This window comes from Duganella sp. OV510 (genome assembly GCF_900100205.1).
In the GTDB taxonomy this organism is placed as follows: Bacteria; Pseudomonadota; Gammaproteobacteria; order Burkholderiales; family Burkholderiaceae_D; genus Rugamonas.
In genome coordinates, this window is sequence record NZ_FNEQ01000005.1 from 408990 (window position 1) to 425480 (window position 16491).

The window sequence follows — 16491 nt, forward strand, 5'->3', positions numbered from 1 at the left end:
GCAAACTGCACCATAAACAAGGTCGAAAAAAAGCCCTGCGTGTGTTGCCGCACGCAGGGCACAAGGAGGAAACAACAATCAGCCGATCAGCTGGAAATCGCTGATTGCAGTGGCTGGCACGCCGGTCAATATTGCCAGTTGCGTCAATTCCGCCGCCGATACCAGCGCATCGGTGCCGCTGGACTTGAACAGGTACAGATAGCTGTTGCTGCCATTGTCGACCACGAACAGGCTCTGCTGCCCCAGCGTGAAGGCGCTGCTGGCCGAACCGATCACCGCCGCCGCCGCTGCCGCCGTGGCGCCGCTGGCGTTCTGGGTGAACAGTACCAGCTCGGCGCTGGCGGCAAAGCCGCCGGCCGCGCTGCGCAGTACCGCGCCGTCCAGCACCTGGTCGCCGTTGCCGATCGCCAGCACCGTCTGGCTGATACTGATCTTGTCGGTGCCGCTGACAAAATCGGCGATGGTATCGACGCCGGTGGCGCTGGCCAGCACAAAGGTGTCGGCATCAGCACCGCCGTTGAGCAGATCGTTGCCGGCGCCGCCGGTCAGTACATCGCTGCCGGCCCCGCCCTGCAGGTTGTCGTTGCCGAGGCCGCCCAGCAGGCTGTCATTGCCAAGGCCGCCGACCAGTGTATCGTTGCCGTTGCCGCCACGGATCTGGTTGTCCAGCGCATTGCCTGTGCCATTGAAGGTGCCGCTGCCGGTGTAGACCAGCTGCTCCACATTGGCGGCCAGCGTGTGGCTGGACAGTGACGTTTCCACCCGGTCACTGCCGGCGCCTGTGCCTTCGGTCACCACATCGCCAGCGGCGTCCACCACATACACATCGTCGCCGGCACCCCCCACCAGGGTATCGTTGCCGGCGCCGCCGACCAGCGTGTCGTTGCCGTCGTTGCCGCTCAGCGTGTTGCCGACGCTATTCCCGGTCAGCACATTATCCAGCGCGTTGCCGACCAGGCTGATGGTGGCGGTGCTGGTGACGGTGGCGTTTTCCACATTGGCGCCCAGCGTGTAGACGCTGCCGGCCACCGTGATGGCTACCTGCACCAGGTCGATGCCTTCGTCGGCCAGTTCGCTGACGACGTCGCCTGCCACGTCCACCACATAGGTGTCGTTGCCGTCGCCGCCGGCCATGCTGTCGGCACCGGCGCCGCCGTTCAGCGTATCGTCGCCAGCCGTACCTTCCAGCACATCGTTGCCGCTGCTGGCCAGGTTGCTGTGGACCAGTTCCAGCGTCCTGACGCCGTCGGCAAACAGCACCGACTCGACGTTGCGGATGGTCAGCGATTCGCCGGTGGCGCTGTTGACCAGCCGGGTGTCGGTGGCCGAGACGCGGCTGCGCATATAGCTGGCGAAATTGCCCAGCACTTCCAGCGTATCGTCGCCGTTGCCGCCATCGACGATGTCGGCCGTGCCGGCGCCGGCATTCAGCAGGTCGTTGCCGTCGCCACCCAGCAGGCTGTCGTTGCCGGCGCCGCCGCGCAGCGTGTCGTTGCCCTCGGCGCCGGTCAGCGTATCGTTGCCGGCGCCGCCCAGGATCTCATTGTCCAGTGCGTTGCCGGTGCCCCTGAAGGCAGCGCTGCCGGTGTATTTCAGCTGCTCGACATTGACTCCCAGCGTGTAGGTGGCCAGCGTGGTGTCGACCCGGTCAATGCCGGCGCTGACGCCTTCGGTCACCACATCGCCGGCCGCATCCACCACATACACGTCGTTGCCGGCGCCACCGATCAGCGTATCGTTACCGGCGCCGCCGATCAGCGTGTCATTGCCGGCGTTGCCGGTCAGCGTGTTGGCGGCCGCGTTCCCGGTCAGCACATTGTCCAGCCCATTGCCGACCAGGCTGACGACGGCGGTGCTGGTCACCGTGGCGTTTTCCACGTTGGCGCTCAGCGTGTAGGCGCCGGCTGCGGTAAAGGCCACCTGCACCAGGTCGACGCCCTCGTCGGCCAGTTCGGTGACCACGTCGCCCGCCACTTCCACCACATAGGTGTCGTCGCCATCCAGGCCGGCCATGGTGTCGGCGCCGACGCCGCCGTTGAGCGTGTCCGCGCCACTGGTGCCGGTTAGCGAGTCGTTGCCGGCGCTGGCGAGGTTGTCATTGACCTCCGCCAGCGACTTGGCGCCATCGGTAAACACCACCGTTTCGACGTTGCGGATAATCAGCGACTCGCCGGTGGCGCTGTTGACCAGCCGGGTGTCGGTGGCTGAGACGCGGGTGCGCACATAGCTGGCGAACGCGCCCAGCACTTCCAGCGTATCAGCGCCGTTGCCGCCGTCGACGATATCGGCCGTGCCGACGCCAGCCAGTAGCAGGTCATCGCCATCGCCGCCCAGCAGGCTATCGTTGCCTGCACCGCCGCGCAGCGTATCGTTGCCTGCGCCACCATTCAGCGTGTCGTTGCCGTTGCCGCCCTTGATCTCGTTGGCCAGCAGGTTGCCCGTGCCGTTGAAGGCGGCGCTGCCGGTGTAATACAGTTTTTCCACTTCTGCCGCCAGCGTGAGGCTGGCCAGCGCGGTCTCCACCCGGTCAGCGCCGCCGCCGGCGATTTCGGTGACCACATCGCCAGCCGCATCGACGATATAGACATCGTCGCCGGCGCCACCGATCAGCGTGTCGTTGCCGGCGCCGCCGATCAGCGTATCGTTGCCGGCCTCGCCGCTCAGCTTGTTGGCGGCAGCATTCCCGGTCAGCACGTTGTCGAGCGCATTGCCGACCAGGCTGACGGCGGCGGTGCTGGTCACCGTGGCGTTTTCCACGTTGGCGCTCAGCGTGTAGGCGCCGACTGAGGTGAAGGCCACCTGGACCAGGTCGGTGCCCTGGTTGAGGTCTTCCTGCACCACGTCGCCAGCCACATCCACCACATAGGTATCATTGCCAGCCAGGCCGGCCATGGTGTCGGCGCCGGTTCCGCCATTGATGGTGTCGGCGCCGCTCGTGCCTTCCAGCACATCGTTGCCGACGCTGGTGAGGTTGAAATTGACCTGTTCCAGCGACCTGATGCCGTCTGCAAACTGGAACTCCTCGACTGCGCGCACGGTGATGTTCTCGCCGGTCAGCGTGTTGACCAGCCGCGTATCAGTAGCGTTGATGCGGCTGCGCTGGTAATCGCTAAAATTGCCGGCCAGTTCGATCGAGTCCTGGCCGGCCCCGCCGTCCACCACATCGTTGCTGCCGGTGCCGCTGTTGAAGGTGTCATTGCCATCTTCCCCCAGCAGGCTGTCGTTGCCGGAGTTGCCGACCAGATAGTCGCTGCCGGCGCCGCCGCTCAAGGTGTCATTGCCGCCGCCGCCGATCAGATCATTGTCCAATGCGTTGCCGCTGCCCTTGACGCTGAAGCCGCTTGAGAACACCACGTTTTCGACGTTGGCGCCCAGCGTGTAGGTGGTCAGCGTAGTCCTCACCGTGTCGATACCAGAGCCGACACCTGCCAGCTCGACCACCACGTCGCCGGCAACATCGACCAGGTAGAGATCGTCGCCATCGCCGCCGCTCATATTGTCGCTGCCGGCGCCGCCATTCAGCGTATCGTTGCCGCCGCCGCCCACCAGCTTGTTGGCGCCGCCGTTGCCGATCAGCAGGTTATCCAGTGCGTTACCGGTGATATTCACCGCCACCGTGCCGGCCGTGGTCACCGTGGCGTTTTCCACATAGTCGCCCAACGTGTAGGTGCCGGCGGCGGTGAATGCCACCTGCACCAGGTCGGCGCCCTCGTCGTCCGCTTCGACGATGACGTCGCCTGCCACATCCACCACATAGGTGTCGTCGCCAGCGCCGCCGGACATGGTGTCCTTGCCGGTGCCGCCGTTGATGATATCGTTGCCGCTGGTCCCCTCCAGCACATCGTCGCCGACGCTGGTCAGGTTGAAATGCACGTCGGCCAGCGTCTTGTCGACGCCATTGAAGCGGAACAGCTCGATATTGCGCAGCGTGACCGACTCGCCGGTGGTGGTGTTCACCAGCCTGGTGTCGGTGGCGCTGGTACGGGTGCGCACATAATCGTCGAAGTCGCCCAGCAGCACCAGCGTGTCGCTGCCGGCGCCGCCATCGGCGACGTCGCTGGCGCCCTTGCCGGCTTCCAGCGTGTCGTCGCCATCCCCGCCCAGCAGGCTGTCATTGCCGGACGCACCGGCCAGGTAGTCGGCGCCGGCGCCGCCGTTCAATGTATCGTTGCCGCTGTTGCCGATCAGCTGGTTGTCCTGCGCATTGCCGCTGCCGTTGAAATTGCCGCTGCCGTTGTAGTACAGGGCTTCCACCTGGGCTGCCAGCGTGAAGCTGGTCAGCGCCGTCTGCACCGTGTCGTGGCCGCCGTTGGCCAGCTCGGTGATGACATCGTTGCCGATGTCGACCACGTAGGAGTCGTCGCCATCGCCGCCTGTCAGGCTGTCGATGCCGGCGCCGCCGACCAGCGTGTCGTCGCCGGCACCGCCGCTCAACTTGTTGGCGGCGGCGTTGCCGATCAGCAGGTTATCCAGTGCGTTGCCGGTGATATTCACCGCCAGCGTGCCGGCCGCCGTGACCGTGGCGTTTTCCACGTTGTCGCCCAGCGTGTAAGTACCGGCAGCGGTGAACGCCACCTGCACCAGATCGCTGCCCTCGCCGTCCGCTTCGACAATGACGTCGCCTGCCACGTCCACCACATAAATGTCGTCGCCCTTGCCGCCCAACATGGTATCGGCGCCGCCGCCGCCGTTGAGGCTGTCGTCGTTATCGGTGCCGGTCAGCACGTCGGGGAAGATGCTGACCGAATTGCCGATGGTCTGGCCATAGTTGCGCAGGCCATCGATAAAGCTGAAATACTCGACATTGCGCACCGTCAGGTTTTCTCCGGTAGCAGCATTCACCAGCACCAGGTCGGTCGCATTCGGCCGGGTGATAGTGTAGTCGGCGAAGTTGCCCTGCAAGAGCAGCGTGTCGAGGTCCGCCCCGCCGTCGACCAGATCGAGGCCGGAGCCGGCAAAGAACAGGTCGTCACCAGCGCCGCCGTTCAAGGTGTCGTTGCCCAGATAGCCGATCAGCACATTATCAGCCGCGTTGCCGGTGATGCTGTCGTTGTAGATCGAACCAATCACGTCTTCGATATTCAGCAGCTTGTCGGTGCCGCCATAACCGTCCGACGCGGTGCCGGTGACCAGGTTGACCACCACGCCCGTCTTGGCGCCGAAGTAGTCCACGCGGTCGATGCCACCCTTGCCGTCGATGGTGTCGTTGCCGGCGCGCCCTTCAAAACTCTCATACCCGGCGTCGCTGCCGGTCAGCGTGTCGTTGAAGGCAGAGCCGACCACGCCCTCAATATCGGTCAGCGCGTCCTGGCCGCCCAGGCCGTCCAGCGCCACGCCGCTGACCAGGTTGACATTCACCGCCGCCAGGCTGCTGCTGTACTCGGCAACGTCGAAGCCGCTGCCGCCGTCAATGCTGTCATTGCCGCCGTTGCCGATGAAAATTTCCAGATCGTTGTTGGCGACGTTACCGCCGGTCAGCACGTCATTGAACGCCGAGCCGCGCACGCCCTCGATATGGCTGAATGTATCGTTGCCGGCACCGCCACTGGCCGTGCCATCGGCCAGGCTGACCACCACGGCGCTGCTGGCACGGTCGTAGCGGACGAAGTCGACACCGCCGGCGCCGTCGATGCTGTCGTCACCGTCCAAGCCTTCAAACTGTTCGATCAGCGCGCTGTCGGAGCCGATCAGCACGTCGCCCTGGTTCGAGCCGCGTACCTGGTTGATATTGATCAGCGTGTCGATGCCGGTGTCGGCGCCCTCGGAAGTGCCGTCCGCCAGGCTGACCCAGACGCCCTCTTCGGCCAGGTCATAGCTGACCAGATTGCTGTTTTCCAGGTTCAGCGTGTCGGTAATGGCGCCGCCGTCGATGGTGTCATTGCCGTGCGTGCCCTGAAATTCCTCCAGCAGCAAAGCGCTGCTGCCGGTCAGCTTGTCGTCGAACTGCGAGCCACGCACGATGTTGATGTTGATCAGCTTGTCGGTGCCGCCCATGCCATCCAGCCCCACACCGGTGGCCAGGTTGATGTCAACCGCGCCCGCCGAGCCGAGATAGCTGGCGGTGTTGGCATCGCTGTAGCCGATGCGGTCGGTGATGGCGCCGCCGTCCAGCGTGTCGTTGCCGCGTCCTGGCACAAAGAGGTCGGCACCGGCGCCGCCCACCAGGCTGTCGTTGCCCATATTGCCGTACAGGGCGTCGTTGCCGGCACCGCCGTTCAGGGTATCGTTGCCGTTGCTGCCGACTATTGAGTTGTCCAGCTCGTTGCCTGTGCCGTTAAAGGCGCCACTGCCAATGTATTGCAGCACTTCCACATTGGCGCTCAACGTATGAGTGGCCAGTGTGGTGCTGACGTAATCAGTGCCGCCGTCCTTCAGTTCGGTCACCACATCGCCGGCTTCGGTGACGAGGTACTCGTCATCGCCGCTGCCGCCGAGCATGGTGTCGTTGCCGGCGCCGCCGTCCAGCGTGTCGTTGCCGGCATTCCCGGTCAGCGTGTTGGCTGCGGCATTCCCGGTCAGCGCATTGTCCAGCGCATTCCCGACCAGGCCGACCGCCGCTGTCGACGTCACCGTGGCGTCCTCGACATTGGCCGCCAGCGTATAGCTGGCGCCGGCCGCCAGATTGACCAGCGCCTTGTCACGGCCCTGGTCGGCCGCCTCGTCGATCACGTCGTCCTTGTGGTCGATCAGATAGGTATCGTCGCCGCCAAAACCGCGCAGCAGGTCGGCGCCAGCGCCGCCGTCCAGCGTGTCGTTGCCGGGACCGCCCTCCAGCGTATCGGCGCCAGGGCTGGCTGTGTTGTAGATCAACTCATTCAGCGACACTTCACCACCGGCGAACCCTACCGTTTCGACGTTGCGGATCAGCACACTCTCGCCGCTGCTGGTGTGTACCAGCCGGGTGTCGGTCGCACTGATGCGGGTGACCGTGTAATCGGCGCGCTGGCCCGTCAGCCGCACCACATCGTCGCCGGCGCCGCCGTCCGCCACGTCGGCGCCGCCACCGCTGATCAGCAGCTCATCATTGCCATCGCCGCCCAGCAGCGAGTCATTGCCGCCACGTCCATTCAGCGTATCATTGCCGGCGCCGCCATTCAGCGTATCGTTGCCGACGCCGCCCAGGATGATGTCATTGCCGCCGGCGCCAGTGCCGGTAAAGGCCGCGTTGCCGATGTAGACCAGCTGTTCGACGTTGGCGGCAGTCAGCACATAGGTCGCCAGCGAGGTCTGGATGGTGTCGGCGCCGCCGTTGACGGCTTCCACCACCACGTCGCCGGCGGCGTCGACGATATAGGTGTCGTCGCCGTCGCCACCCAGCATGCTGTCGTTGCCGCCCAGGCCATTCAGCGTATCGTCGCCGCCGTTACCCGTCAGCACATTGGCTGCGGTATTCCCGGTCAGCAGATTGTTGCTGTCGTTACCGGTCAGGCCGATGGCGACCGTGCCGTTGGCCACCGCGTTTTCCACATTGCTGGTCAGCGTGTAAGTGCCGGCGGCGGTGAAGGCCACCACCACCGTGTCGGTGCCGCCGCCATCGAGCTCCTGCACCACATCGCCGGCCGTGTCCACCACATAGCTGTCGTCGCCCTTGCCGCCGGCCAGCGTATCGTTGCCGGCCGCGCCGTTCAGCGTGTCGTTGCCATCGCCGCCGGTCAGCGCGTTGTTGAGCGCGTTACCGGTCAGCGCGGCGCCGCTATCGCTGGTCAGCACGGCGTTTTCCACATTGGCCGCCAGCGTCAGGCTGATTGCAGTGCGCACCGTGTCGTTGCCGGCGTTGAGCGCCTCGACAATGGTGACGCCGGCATTGTTGACGATGTAGCTGTCGTCGCCGCCGCCGCCGGCCAGCGTGTCGTTGCCGCCGCCGCCGTTGAGCGTGTCGTTGCCGTCCAGGCCGGTAAGATTCTGCGCGTTGCCGTTGGCGCCGCGTATGGTCCAGTAATCCTCGCCGTCGGCGCCGGCGGTGCCGGTAATGGCGTTGTTGATCACCAGGTTGAAGGCGCTGCTGGCGACGCTGATCTTGCCGAACAGGTCCGTCACCGTGGCGGTCAGCGCATAGCTGCCGCTGGCCAGCGACGCCACATCCAGCGCCCAGCGGCCGTCGTCGTTCACCGCCACTGTGCCCAATACGGTGGTGCCGGCCTTGATGGTGATGGTCGAACCCAGCGCGGCGGTGCCGCTGATCACCAGATGGCTGTTGCTGACCGTGGCGCCGTTGCTCAACGGCGCGTCCTTCAGGTAGTACATCATGCCCGGGTAGGCCGGGTCCAGCACAGGCTGCATGCCGCCGACCACGGTCTGCACCGTCAGCGCCGGCGCGGCCGGCTTGGTGGTGGAGGAATCGCCGACATAGAACCGCGGCACGCCGTTGTAGTCGATGATTTGCTGATAGATGCCGCCGCTGCCAGACAGTTCGACCGCGCCCTGCGTGCCCCAGCTGACAATCACACTGCCGTCCGCGCCTTCTGCCAGCGTAGGGAACAGCTTGGTGCCGGCACTGGCGGAATTGCTGATCTTGAACTCGGCGGTCAGCGCGCTGTTGTCGGTGCCGCTGTAGCGGCGCCCCATGATGGCCGAGCTGCCATCGGCATTGTCCACATCCCACACCACCATATAGCTGTTGTCGTTCATCAAGTACAGCACCGACGATGAAGACTGGCGGCCGGCGCTGGACACGATAAACGCCTCGCCAACCGGATTGCCGTCGGCGTCGTAATTGCGCGCCATCACCACGTCTTCGCCGGCGCCGACGCCGTCGGCGTCATAGATCCATGTCAGCACATGACTGTCGTCATACAGGCGGCTGCTGTGCGCCGGCGATAGCGTTGCCGCGCCGCCGGCGGTGGCGAACACCAGGTATTCACTGCCCACTTTCTGGCCGTCGTAGTCGAGGCGCTGTTCGATGAGGCCGTACACACCATCCTGGGTGACGCCATTCCAGGTCACCAGGGCGCCTCCGTTACATGCCGTCACCACCGGCGTGGTCTGGTTGAAATCACTGGCTGAGCCCACCAGCACCTCCGGGCCCACCGGCTGACCGGCGTAATCAAACACGCGCGCGACCACCGCCAGATGGCCGTCGGCGCCAGCCTGTGCCGATTGCCATGCGACCACGAAGCCGCCGGTATCGATGCTGCTGACGACCGGCGCGCGCTGCGCCACGCCTTCGGTGGTCGCAACATTGATCGGGCTGCCGACCGGATGGCCGGTATTGTCCAGTACCTGCACCAGCACATCCCAGCCGCTGTGGTTGGAGAACGTACCCTGCACGGAGTTACTGTGGTAGGCCACCGCGTAGCCACCGGAATACAGGCTGGCAACCACCGGCGCGCGCTGGTCGCCAGCGGTGTTACCGGCGTTGATCAGGATGTCGTTGCCGAGTGGATTGCCATTGCCGTCGAAGGCACGCGCATAGACGCCGTCGCCATTGCCGTCGGCGGCGCGGAACACCTGGATGTAACTGCCATCGTACAGCAACGACGACGCCGTGCTCTGGTAGATCTGGTAGTTGCCGGGATTGCTGCTGACCACATGATCGAGTGCTTTCAGCTCGATATTACCGTCCGAGAAAGTCAGCGTGCGGATGCTATACAGCGTGTCGGTGCCGTCGGCCGCGCCGCTGCGCTTGTCCTGCACGATGACGGCGCCATCGGCGGCGGTGCTGATGTTGTAGTCGCTCTTCCTGCCGCTGTAGACAGCCACATTGGCGCCGCCGTCGCCACGCAGCGTATCGTTGCCGGCGCCGCCCTTCAGCGTGTCGTTGCCATCGGAACCGCGCAGCAGGTCGTTGCCGCTGCTGCCGGTCAGGCTGTCGTTGCCCCAGCCGCCGCCCAGCATCTCGATATTGCTGAAGTGGATGGTGCCTTCGGTGCTGGTGCCGATGCCGGTCGCCAGGCTGGCAGTCAGGTTGGCATTGCTGGTGAAGATCAGCGCGTCATAACCGGCGCCACCGTCGACCGTATCATTGCCGCTATACAGGTAGAAGGATTCGTCGGCGCCACTGCCGGTGAAGTTATCGCTGTAACGGCTGTCATAGATGATCTCGACGCCGCTGACGCTGCCGCTTTCACCACGGCCGTTGTCAGCCATCACGCCGGTGGCGAGGTTCAGCGAGACGCCGTTCAGAATGATGCTGGCGTAAGCGTTCAGTGAGTCGGCGTTGCCTTCGCCGCCGATGATGGTGTCCTGCCCGGCCGACAGTGTGAAAGCGTCATTGCCAGCGCCGCCGTCCATCAGGTCGTTGCCGCTGTCGGCCTTGCCGCCGCTGAAGAAATCGTTGCCGTCGCCGCCCAGCAGCACGTCGTTGCCGGCGGTATCGCGGAAGTTATCCTCGCCGCCGTTGCCGTAGACGGTATCGTTACCGGCGCCGCCATCAAGATATTCGCCACTGCTGCCACCGCGCAGCACATTGTCCAGCGCGTTGCCAATCAGTCTGCTGTAGACATTGCCATTGGCGGTCAGGTTTTCAACGTTGTCCGGCAGCGTCAGACTGCCGCTGCTGATGATGGTGTCGACGCCGTGCCCCGCCGCCTCATTGATCGTATCGTCGGCGCTGGCGATATAGGTGTCGTTGCCCTCGCCGCCGTTGAGCGTGTCGGCGCCGCCGCCGCCGTCCAGCGTATCGTTGCCAGCGCCGCCGTTCAGCGTCTGCGCGGTGAGGTTGGCGCCGTTGTTGTACCAGTATTGCGCGGCGTCGTCACCGCTGGTGCCGTTGATCAGCGCGCTGCTCTGCACCGTCAGCGTAAACGCCGCGCTGGCGGCGCTGCTGTTGCCATGGATGTCGGTCACCACCGCGCGCAGCTGGTGGACGCCGTCGCTGACATGGCGCGCTGCGGTCGCCCACAGTCCGGCATCGTCGGTGTAGGTGGTGGCCAGCAGCGTGTCGCCGGAGTACAGCGTCACCTTGCTGCCAACTGCGGCATGGCCGGTGAAGACGAGGTGCTGCAGATTGGTGGTGTCGCCGCTGTTCATGGCGGCATTCAGCACATAGCGCGCGGCCTCGTATTGCGGCATGTCGCCGCCCACTACCGTCTGCACCGTGAAGGTGGTGGCGGCTGGCGCGGCACCGGTGTTGAAGTTGCCAAACTCCGGCTCGCCGTCGCCATTGATCAGTTGCTGGTAGACGCCGCCATGACCGGCCGTGTAAGCGGTCCCTTGCGTATTCCAGGTGACCAGCACATCGCCGTTGCCGCTGCCGGTCAGCGCCGGATAGCTGGGCCGGCTGCCGCCGGTATAGTCGCTGACCACGAACTGCGCGCCGCCCGGCTGGCCAGAGACGGGATCGAATTTGCGGCCGACGATGGCGTAGCCGTCCGCCGTCGCCGTGTCCCAGACCAGCATCAGCTGACCGTCGTAGACGCCGATGGCGTCGACGCCGCCGTAGTAATCGCCGGCGGCCACCGTGAACGCGTCACTGCGCGGTGTGCCATCGCTGTTGAACAGGCGCGCCATGACGGCGCCGCTGCCATTGGTGTGCGTCACTACCCAGGTCAGCGCATATCCCCCATCCAGGTACGCATAATTGGCGGCCGTCATTGACGCAATGGCGGAGCCGCTATACACGATCTGCTCACCGCCCAGCTTGTTGCCGGCGGCGTCCAGAAACTGCTGCGCATAGCCGGTACTGCCATCCGCCAGCGTACCGTACCACACCACGACCATCTGGCCGTCGTCGCCAACCATGCGCACCAGCGGCGACAGCTGGTTGCCGGCAACGGTGGTATTGATCTGCACTTCGCCGCCAACCTTGTCGCCGTTCGCATCGAACATCTGACCGTAGATGCCGGCGTTGGCGCCGCCACTTTCATGGCGCGACTGCCACACCGCCATGTAACCACCGTCGATGGTGTAGGTCAACGACGGGAAACGCTGCTGGAAGTCGGTGGTGGTGTTCACCGCCACTTCGCCGCCAACCTTGGTGCCGTCCGCGTCAAAGCGCTGCAGGCGGATTTCCACCAGCCCCAGGTCGGTATACACCAGTTCCGGTGTGCTGTCCCACATCACCACAAAGCCGCCATCGCCCAGCGGCGTGACAGTCGGCGCGCGCTGGTCGCCGGTAGTGGTGGTATTCACCAGCAGGTCGTTGCTGCGCGGGTTACCGTCGCCATCGAACAGGCGCACATAAATGCCCTCGCCGCTACCGTCATTGGCACGGAACACCGTCACATAGCCGTTGCCGCCAGAGCCGCCGGTACCGAACAGCGCGATACTCTTGGGGAATAGCTGCTGGCCTGCAGGGACGCTGCTGACCACTTGCGGCAGCGGCTTCATCACCATCGCGCTGTCGGCAAACTGCAACGTTTTGACGCCGCGCACGATGTCGCTGCCGTCCGGCGCGCCAGCACGGTTGTCCTGCACTTGCAGGTCGCCATTCGACAAGGTGGTCAGCGTGTAGTCGCTGCGGTTGCCGCTGTAGAGCGCGGTATCGTTGCCGGCGCCGCCGACCAGCGTGTCGTTGCCACCGGCGCCGGTCAGCAGGTCATCGCCGTCCAGGCCCCACAGGATGTTGGCGCCGTTGTCGCCGATCAGCGTGTCATTGAAACGGCTGCCTTCGATATTTTCAAAGTTGCTTAACACGTCCACGTCATCGTCGCCGCTGCTGGTGCCCAGCGCCAGGTTGACCATCACGCCACTGTTCACCGCAAAGCCATAGCCGACGGTATCACTGCCGCCAACGCCGCCATCCAGCGTGTCGTTGCCGCCGACGCCGTACAGGGTTTCATCGGTATCGGCGCGGCCGATGATGACGTCGGCAAATTGCTCGCTGCCGGAGATGCGTTCGATATTGGTCAGCACATCGATGCCACCGCTGCCGTCGTCAACGGTGCCGGTCTCCAGGTTGGCGGTCACCGGCCCGACCGTAGAGTAATAACTGACGCGGTCAATGCCGCCGCCGCCGTCGACAGTATCGGCGCCACGGCCACGGACGTTGATGAAATCATTGCCATCGCCGGCGTTGACCACATCGTTGCCGTTGCCGCCGAACAGGGCGTCGTTGCCGCCAAAGCCATTCAGTGTATCGCCGTCGTTGCCCGCAGCGAGGCTATCAGGACCGTTGGTCCCGTTGATAATGTTTCCCATGTTGTTGATCCCTGGTAATGGTTAAGCGCCACCATCTGCGGGCGGTCGACGAAAATAGCAATTTACCAAGAAATTGTAACAACATGAAACAAAGTTAATCCTAGTGCGAATAAAACAACGGTTTACCTGATCCGGAAGATGACATCCACCATCTGCGACCAGCGCAACGCCTCGATCGCCAGCCAGTCCTTGTCGGCGGGCGGCACGCTGACCGTGCGGTTGCGCGGATACAGGTCGCCCGGCATCAGGCCGACCGCGTGGGTCAGGTTGCGCAACTGGCCGGACGAGATGGCGCTCACCGCCCCCACCTTCTTGCCGATGCCGGCCGCCATGGCGTCGGCGCGGCGCTGCGCGTCCTTGACGGCGGCGGCCGTCAGTTCCTGCTCGGCATGCAGCCTGTCCTTGCGGCCGAAACTGGTCGACAGATGATCGAGATTCGGCATCGCCAGCAGCGCCTGCATGATGTCGCGCCATTTGCCGAGATCGCTGACCACAATGTGCACCGAGCTGCGGAGTTCGTAGGCCGGCGCCGCGTTGGGTTCAGGCTGCTCGGACTTGCGCATCTCCTTGCGCATATTGTGGATGTCGGCGCTGGCGTCGACGCCGTCCAGCAGCGCACGCACCTGCGCCGCCCGTTCGCTGACGGTCGCCACAGCGGCGGCTGGATCAGGGTCGTAGGCGCTGATGTCGAAATCGATCTCGCCGAGGTCCGGCGCGATCATGACGAAGCCCTCGCCGGCGGTGTGGATGAAGGGATAGGTCGGCAGGTCGGCGGCCTGCGCAACAACAGGCAACACGGCGAAGGCCAGCAGCAGTTTCTTGAACATGGGCGTGATTCCAGAGTGAAGGAATCCACAGTATTCCACGAAGTAGACAATTATGTCTACTTATAAAACCCTACAATGACGGTTTCCCCTTTTGCCGCACTCGCCATGAGCACACCACTGAACGACGACGAATATGAACAACTCGATGCGCTGCTGTCCGCGCTCGGCCCGCAGGCGATGGATGTCGCCCGGCTGGAAGGCCTGCTGACCGCGCTGGTGGCCGGCCCGGCCGATGTAGCGCCGGCCAGCTGGCTGCCGCTGGTGTGGGGCGGCGCGGCCGGCAATGCCGAAGCCGAGGCGCTGGTGCTGCGTCACCACGCCTACATGCGCGAGTGGCTGCACAAAGATCCCGCCAGCTTCGAGCCGATCTACGAGTGCGGCGGCAACTGGACGGTGGACGCCTGGTGCGCCGGCTTCCTCGACGGCGTGCAGCTGGACAGCGAGGCCTGGGCGCCGCTGCGCGCCAGCCAGCCGGCCTTGCTGGCGCCGTTCCAGCAGGTCAACGCCGCCAGGGTGACGCCGGCCGTCATTCAGATCAACGCCTTCTTCCACGCGCCGCAGCCGAAAGCGGCCAAGGTCGGCCGCAACGATCCCTGCCCTTGCGGCAGCGGCGAGAAGTTCAAGAAGTGCTGCGGCTAACTTGCAAATCAGCTCATTCTGAATGATAATAAGAACTATTATCATTTGTGACAGGCTAGGTTGTGGATGTCCGGCATTACAATGAGTTGCTAGGTTTCTTTGTCCGCTCGGTGCGCGATGTGCACGAGGCGCAGGATCTGGTGCAACAGACTTTCGAGCGCATGCTGTCGAAGGAAAATGCCGGACACAAAGCTGAACATCCGCGCGCGCTGCTGTACGAGATCGCGCGCAACCTGCTGGTTGACCGTCACCGCCACCTGAGCGTGCGCCTGCACGACAACGACGACGCACTGCACAACTATCCCGCCCTGCCCGCCTGCGAACCGGAGATTGCCTATGCCGGCATGCAGCGCGTGCAACAGCTGATCGCCACCATTGAGGCGCTGCCGCCGCGCTGCCGCGAGGCGTTCGTGCGGCACCGCATCGATGGCTTGTCGCATGCCGAAGTGGCGGCGGAAATGGCGATCAGCCTGAACATGGTCGAGCGCCACATCATGCTGGCGGTGGCCACTTGCCGCAAGGCGCTGGGTGATAGCGGCCAGGCGGCCACCGCGCGGCGCTGCACACAGCTCGCTGGCCTGAGCTGATGACGGCCCGGTGCCTGGCCGGGTATGAAGTCGCTATAATCTCGCCATGACGCCCCGCCCGCCACAGCCACACTCCCACACGCCCGCCGCCGACACGCCGGCGCAGGATGCGTCCTTGCTGGACGAATTGTCGCCAGTGGAATATGAAGCGCTGCGCTGGTCGGTGCGCGTGGCAGATGGCCTGGATGCGCCAGGGCGCCAGCAGTTCGACGCCTGGCTGGCAGCCGACGCCACGCATCGCGCCGCCTATGCCGACATGGCCGGCGTGCTGGATGAAGTCGATGCGCTGCCGCCCGCCGCCGCCGCGCATCTGAGCGCCCGCGTGGTGATCGACTCGGCTGCCGCGTCGGCCGCCAACGCGCTCCACAGCAACCGCGCCGCCAGCCCATCTGCAGCAGACGCGACGCCGCGCGAGCCACAGACCGCCACGCGCACAACGCCAGCTGGGCCATCGCCCCCTGCGAACGCAACGCCAGCCGGGCCTTCGACCGCTGCGAGCACGACGCCAGCCGGACCATCGACCGCTGCGAGCGCGACGCCAGCCGGACCATTGACCGCTACGAACGCAATGCCAGCGGCACCATCGACCGCTGCGAGCGCGACGCCGCGCCGCGCCTGGCTGCAACATGCGCTGGCTGGCGTCGCAGTGCTGGCAACGGTCGGCGCGGGCTGGGCCGGTTACCAGCACTGGCAACAGCAGCCAACGTTCCAGCAACACTACGCCACCGCGCGTGGCCAGCAATTAAACACCGATCTGCCGGACGGCAGCCGCCTGCAACTCGACACCGCCACCGCCGCCGACGTCACGCTGTACCGCGACCACCGCGAAGTGCGCCTGACCGAAGGCCAGGCCGTATTCAAGGTCCATGGCGACAAGGCCCGCCCGTTCGACGTGCTGGCCGGCGACTCGCGCATCACCGTGGTCGGTACGAAATTCTCGGTGCGCTACCTGCCCGCCGGCATGCAGGTTGCCGTCATGGAAGGCAAGGTGCGCGTACAAGGTGGCGGCGAAGTGCGCCACCTGCTGCCTGGCCAGACCATCAGCGCCGGCAAGGATGGCCAGTTGAGCGAGGTTTCCAGCATGCCGGTCGACGCCATGGCCTCCTGGCTGAGTGGCCGCCTCAGCTTCGACAACGCCCCGCTCATCGCTGTGCTGGCCGAACTGGCGCGCTACGGCGACACCGGCCTGCAAGTTCACGATGCCAAGGTCGGCCAACTGACCGTCACCGCCAGCGTCAATCTGCGCGACCCGCAAGGCTTCGCCCGCAGCCTGCCGCGCGTGCTGCCGGTGCGTCTGCGCGCGCTGCCCGGCGGCGGCAGCGACATCGTCGCCGCAAAATAAATCAAACTATTTTTGCCGG

5 protein-coding genes are annotated in these 16491 nt (G+C 65.0%); 3 read left to right on the forward strand and 2 right to left on the reverse strand.

What is annotated here, in order from left to right:
- Positions 1-78: 78 nt before the first annotated feature.
- Together BLS51_RS30525 and BLS51_RS16340 are read right to left on the reverse strand one after the other, a co-directional pair.
- Positions 79-13077 (reverse strand): hypothetical protein, encoded by a 12999-nt coding sequence (locus BLS51_RS30525; protein ID WP_175472596.1) that lies wholly within the window; start codon positions 13075-13077, stop codon positions 79-81.
- Between the two features lie 122 nt (positions 13078-13199).
- Positions 13200-13904 carry an SIMPL domain-containing protein gene (locus tag BLS51_RS16340; protein ID WP_090183639.1) on the reverse strand — a complete coding sequence of 235 codons (705 nt, stop codon included), beginning with the start codon at positions 13902-13904 and terminating at the stop codon, positions 13200-13202.
- Between the two features lie 105 nt (positions 13905-14009).
- On the opposite strand from BLS51_RS16340, the gene BLS51_RS16345 reads away from it, so the two are divergent.
- The 3 genes from BLS51_RS16345 (at position 14010) to BLS51_RS16355 (ending at position 16472) form a co-directional block, all read left to right on the forward strand.
- Positions 14010-14543 carry a UPF0149 family protein gene (locus BLS51_RS16345; protein WP_090183636.1) on the forward strand — a complete coding sequence of 178 codons (534 nt, stop codon included), beginning with the start codon at positions 14010-14012 and terminating at the stop codon, positions 14541-14543.
- A 62-nt stretch (positions 14544-14605) separates the two neighbouring features.
- Positions 14606-15130: an RNA polymerase sigma factor gene (locus BLS51_RS16350; RefSeq protein WP_090183634.1), complete on the forward strand. Its 525-nt coding sequence runs from the start codon at positions 14606-14608 to the stop codon at positions 15128-15130.
- A gap of 46 nt (positions 15131-15176) precedes the next feature.
- Entirely contained in the window at positions 15177-16472 is a 1296-nt protein-coding gene (locus tag BLS51_RS16355) for a FecR family protein (RefSeq protein WP_090183631.1), read from the forward strand.
- The last annotated feature ends 19 nt before the right edge of the window (positions 16473-16491 follow it).